This is a genomic window from Vibrio sp. ER1A (assembly GCF_000733315.1).
Classification (GTDB): Bacteria; Pseudomonadota; Gammaproteobacteria; order Enterobacterales; family Vibrionaceae; genus Vibrio; species Vibrio mediterranei.
In genome coordinates this window covers 1-4,417 of record NZ_JPJA01000058.1, presented here as the reverse complement: position 1 = coordinate 4,417, position 4,417 = coordinate 1, and the positions used below count along the sequence as shown (strand labels likewise).

The following is a 4,417-nucleotide window of genomic DNA, read 5'->3' as shown; positions in this document are numbered from 1 at the left end:
AGAGTTTACAAAGATTTGAATACAAAAACGTGAAAATTTGATGTTCTAACGCACTATAACTAAATTAATTGACAATAGTTAACTAAATCTCTCCTTTCAACAGTTGAAGGAGGCGTGACTTCATAGTCGGTTACTTGCCTAGTACGTCATTAGCTCAAATAACAATAGATTAATAATAGTGAAGGGTGATCAGGTTTTACTGTTTGAAGCTTTAAAAGTGTCAGGCTCTGTGAGTACAGAGTTGATGGCTCAGCGTTTCGGTGCGTTGTTGCTGAGCAAACTTCAAGACTTGTTCAAGCTTATCGATGGTTTTGAAGGCTAGTTTTCGGAGACCGTCAGTAATCGCAATCTCGCCAATTCGGTAATCTAGTATCTTCTCGTGTTCGTGTACTAAGCGGATATTTTCTTCTATAAACAACTTTATCGTATTGAAATGTGAGTGACTTCGAGAGCTCGCGTTTCTTGACAACTGAACATATCGCCCGGCTCCTGCTTGGATTCGAGTACTTTTCGATGCATGTCTTTTGGAAACATTGCTGGTTTGGCAAAACGCTGGTTAAAATCGACGATGAAATAGGGAGAGCTATGCATTGGCGGCATCAATATGGGTGATGGCGTGATGCTTTTTACGCTTGATGAATCGTATGAGTTAACGAAAGGCGCAATGAGTGAATCGCTCAATCTGGTAAATCAAAACACAGAAAACAGTATGCCTCTGATACGCTGGATAAGTTCAACCTTCAAATGATAGCCAGCCTTGCGGGTAACCAAGCAACCCAAAATACGAAGAATTTAGACAAGCTGACCGAGCTTGCCAAGTTCAAACAAGACAACCGACAGAGCGTACTGAACAAACAACAATTAATTCTCATAGCAATCATTGCTTTGGTACTAGGCTTTGCGCTGTGTAAGGCGGTGACCAAATGAACTTCAACCTGATTCAAGGGCAAGTGCTGCTGTTCACCGTGGAGTCGAGCTGGCTTTTCATCGAGTCCTATCACGGCAAGTTGTCGGTGTGTATTAATTCAACGGGTGAGGAGCTCACGTTACCAAGTGGCTCAGTGACTCGCTATAGCAAACCATTGGGTCGCATATTACTGAGCGCTCAAGATGATCTGTAGATTGAACATGGTAGCATGTGATTTCACGCCACTGATTAAAAGACAAAGTGTGAGTCATCTGGATGTGATGAAGCATGCACAGCTTGGCGTGGGCTGTATCACTTTACTTTAGTTGGACACGTCTCTCTAACAGGGCGTCATGTTTCGCGGGTTCGTTTTTATTATCATCGTTTTCATCATTTATCAGGAACAAAAGGCCTTGAAATCACAGCTTAATTGAGGGATTCGAAATAATAACCCGTTAAACATTCGCATTAGTACTAATGCCTGGGCTGACAAGGTTACACTGTCACAATATAAGATCTTTGAAACCTTTAGCAATCCTAAGTATGGCTTTCGTGCGGCCACTCGATTGATTCGTAATTATCAGAATCTATACGGGCGTCTGGCATCATTCGACGTTGGGCTCCGTCCCATAAAAATGATAGTAGCAACTACACGCAATTTTTCACAAGCTGTTATCCGCTAAGTTACCGTATATTTGACTTATTCAGTAGGGCGTGGTGCTTAAATATGATAACAAAAATGAATTGGTCTGATGTCATCAGTTTTGAAGGTGAGGAACTTCCAACGGATAAGTTAGAGCGTCAAAAGTACGCTGAGTTTTTGACGAACTTTTTAATAAATTCAACTGGCTCAGCAAAAAAGGCGTACGTTTTAAATCTTAATTCGCCGTGGGGTTACCCCATACCAACTCATATCATTAGGCAGATAGCCAAAGGCTTTAATCAATAGCAGTTTTTCGGCCATGGGGTTTATGGGAACAGTGCCGTTAAGCCAACGTGAAAGGTGTGTCAGAACAAGCTAAAGGCTTTAACTGATTGAAATTCTAAATATTAAAACGAGCAAGATTGCCAGTATCACCAAATGTTAAAAACCACACTTATTGTCAATCCTAGTTTAAAATGTCCTGTTGTTAACAGAACTATAAGCCCGCATTGAGATTCATAAGTCAGCAAATCTCGAGCTTTGGTTAAAAGATGTTACTTCTTAGAAGTGCTTGCTTGAAATGTTTCAGGTTCTGCTAAAACTGGAATTAAAGCCCTTAACTGAGCCATAGCACGCTTCTGAGCCGTTCTTTTAGGCGCGTTTTGACTTCTTTCCCTAAGCTGAGCCTTATCAAATTCTTCTTGCTTCTCTTGGGCAAATTGAAGAACTTTACCCAGTCTTTTGTTGTCTACGACTTGAGTTTGATCCACTTTAGCCAGCTTATCGAAGGTTTTGAAGCTTAACTTTCTCTCGCCATACTGGACAGCAATTCGACCATCTGGGTAGTCGAGTATTTTGACTACTTCATTGACAAGACGACTATTTTTCTGCGTATCTTCAATCAAATAAAGCACTTTGTCATATTGGAATGTCAACGACTTCGAGAGTTTACGCGTGGTCTGCCAAGCAAAAATGTCATCCAGCTCATCCTGGCTTTCTCGAACCGGACGGTGAAGATCTTTAGGGTAGTTTGCGGGCTTTGCAAATCGACGGTTAAAATCCTCAATAAAGTAGGGTAGCCATGCGTTCGCTTCTTCAATGGTATTGATACCTTGTAGACGCATTTCCTTGATTAATCGGTCTTGTAGCGTCTTATTCGCTTGCTCAACACGTCCCTTTGCTTGAGAGCTGTTCGCACAAATCAGCTCAATCCCAAGCTCATCGAGAATACGACCAAACTGAGTTAATCCCACTTTTTTGAGATGCTCTTGGTTGACTCGAAAGATCGAGTGTTTATCGCTGTAAAAAGCCACAGGCTTGCCATGTTGAGCCAGATATTCCCGTGTGGCCACCATGTAATCAAAAGCAGATTCGGTATCACTGAAGCGTAGGTTCATCAACCGTCCCGTCGCATCATCGATGTAGACCAAGAGACAGCGCTTAGGGCTGCGTCCTTCAAACCAATCGTGGTGTGAGCCATCAATCTGAACCAGTTCGCCTAAACAGTCTCGACGGTAACGAGGCTGGTAAACGCGAGGCTGACGTTGTGAGTGTGGTACCCAAAGACCGTCAGCGATCATCCACTGACGTAGTGTCTCGACAGACAGGACCAAGTTGTGTTGTTCCGTCAGCTTATCACAAGCAAATGTTGGCGAAAAATCAGCGTATTGAGCACGTATGATGTTCAGAACCTCAGCATGAAAAACATCAGGATAACGTCGATTGCTCGGTCGGCCACGTGACCCGTGGGCTAAGGAAGAAGCTCCATACTGGCTTAGCTGGCTCAATAAACGTCGAACTTGTCGAGGGCTTATGTTGAGTATGTCGGCTGCATCAATTTGACGAAGGCGGCGCTCACGAACATCTTGCAGCACTTTAAAAGGTCACTCATGGGAATTAACATCGGTTGAGGTCCTCAAAGCTCAGCGTGTTTATTAAGCATAAGAGGACATTTTAAAATTGCTCAAACCGGACATTACTAAATTGCACCTACACTTTTGGGTGCGCATTATATTAATTATGTTAAATACGATATGCAGGAGATTAAAATCCTTACCTTAAGCCCGCTCCTACACTCCTTGTTTTATCCCAGATTTAACCATAATCGATATTTACCATAAAATACCTAATAAACACATAAACTTAATCTGACGATTACGATTATGTGTTTATTACAATAACTCCGTATACAAGCTCGTTCTCTAGTTGTTGCTCAATGTCTGTTGCACTACATTAAATTGTCATCAAGGTCAAAGCTACCCAAGTCGTCTGTGAAGTCAACATTAACTGGGTGTTGTCACTTTGCTTCCAGTCTGTTCCTTGTTGTTCAGTAGAAACAGTCTGACCACTTTGTGTTGATTGCAATGCGTCTTGTTCATTGACGTCCATCTGCAATGTCTCACTTGCTTCTTCAATCGCTGCATCAAGTTCATACACACCTTGATAGTTGATATTGACTTGTCCTTCAAATGAATCACTGAGGAAATGGGTTAATGGCTGTGTGATATCTCCTGAAGTTGTTAGACTGATATCGCCATCGAGCGTATCATCTGTCAGAAATATCAACTATTTCCTTAGGCTGCAATCAACGTACAGCTATCTCCCATGTAGGCTACAGCAATGATGCAGATTAGTTAGTCAAACACAGATTTTTCAGTATGTGTGAAACAACTAAGATTCCGATAGTAAAATTATTTACTTGAATTAATCAATCGCAATAAGCCATCCTTTCTTCGACACTCACATTAAAGTAGTTTTACATGCAGTCCTCGCCTTAACTGGCGACGAAACCAACCTGAGCAGAGCTACTCATAACCGTTAGCCAAGAAGTTTATAGCCATCTTTTAGTGTAACTATTCACCCGCGAG

Annotated in this window: 5 protein-coding genes; 3 read left to right on the top strand and 2 right to left on the bottom strand. The window is 42.0% G+C overall.

Annotation, left to right across the window (positions count from 1 at the left end):
* Positions 1-178: 178 nt before the first annotated feature.
* The 3 genes from HW45_RS29495 to HW45_RS04495 all read left to right on the top strand — a co-directional run bounded on the left by HW45_RS29495 (position 179) and on the right by HW45_RS04495 (position 1,121).
* Positions 179-322, top strand: a complete 144-nt coding sequence (locus HW45_RS29495; protein WP_160171196.1) for a hypothetical protein — start codon at positions 179-181, stop codon at positions 320-322.
* Positions 323-744: 422 nt separating this feature from the next.
* Positions 745-927 (top strand): hypothetical protein, encoded by a 183-nt coding sequence (locus HW45_RS28285; RefSeq protein ID WP_051867785.1) that lies wholly within the window; start codon positions 745-747, stop codon positions 925-927.
* Positions 924-1,121, top strand: a complete 198-nt coding sequence (locus HW45_RS04495; RefSeq protein ID WP_051867783.1) for a hypothetical protein — start codon at positions 924-926, stop codon at positions 1,119-1,121. The genes HW45_RS28285 and HW45_RS04495 overlap by 4 nt, the downstream gene beginning before the upstream one ends.
* Positions 1,122-2,104: 983 nt before the next feature.
* On the opposite strand, the gene HW45_RS04485 is transcribed toward HW45_RS04495, so the two are convergent.
* Complete coding sequence (locus HW45_RS04485) at positions 2,105-3,424, bottom strand: ISNCY family transposase (protein ID WP_038225205.1); 1,320 nt, start codon at positions 3,422-3,424, stop codon at positions 2,105-2,107.
* Between the two features lie 358 nt (positions 3,425-3,782).
* On the bottom strand, positions 3,783-4,115 hold the full coding sequence (locus HW45_RS04480) for a hypothetical protein (protein WP_038225203.1): 333 nt from the start codon (positions 4,113-4,115) through the stop codon (positions 3,783-3,785).
* Between the last annotated feature and the right edge of the window lie 302 nt (positions 4,116-4,417).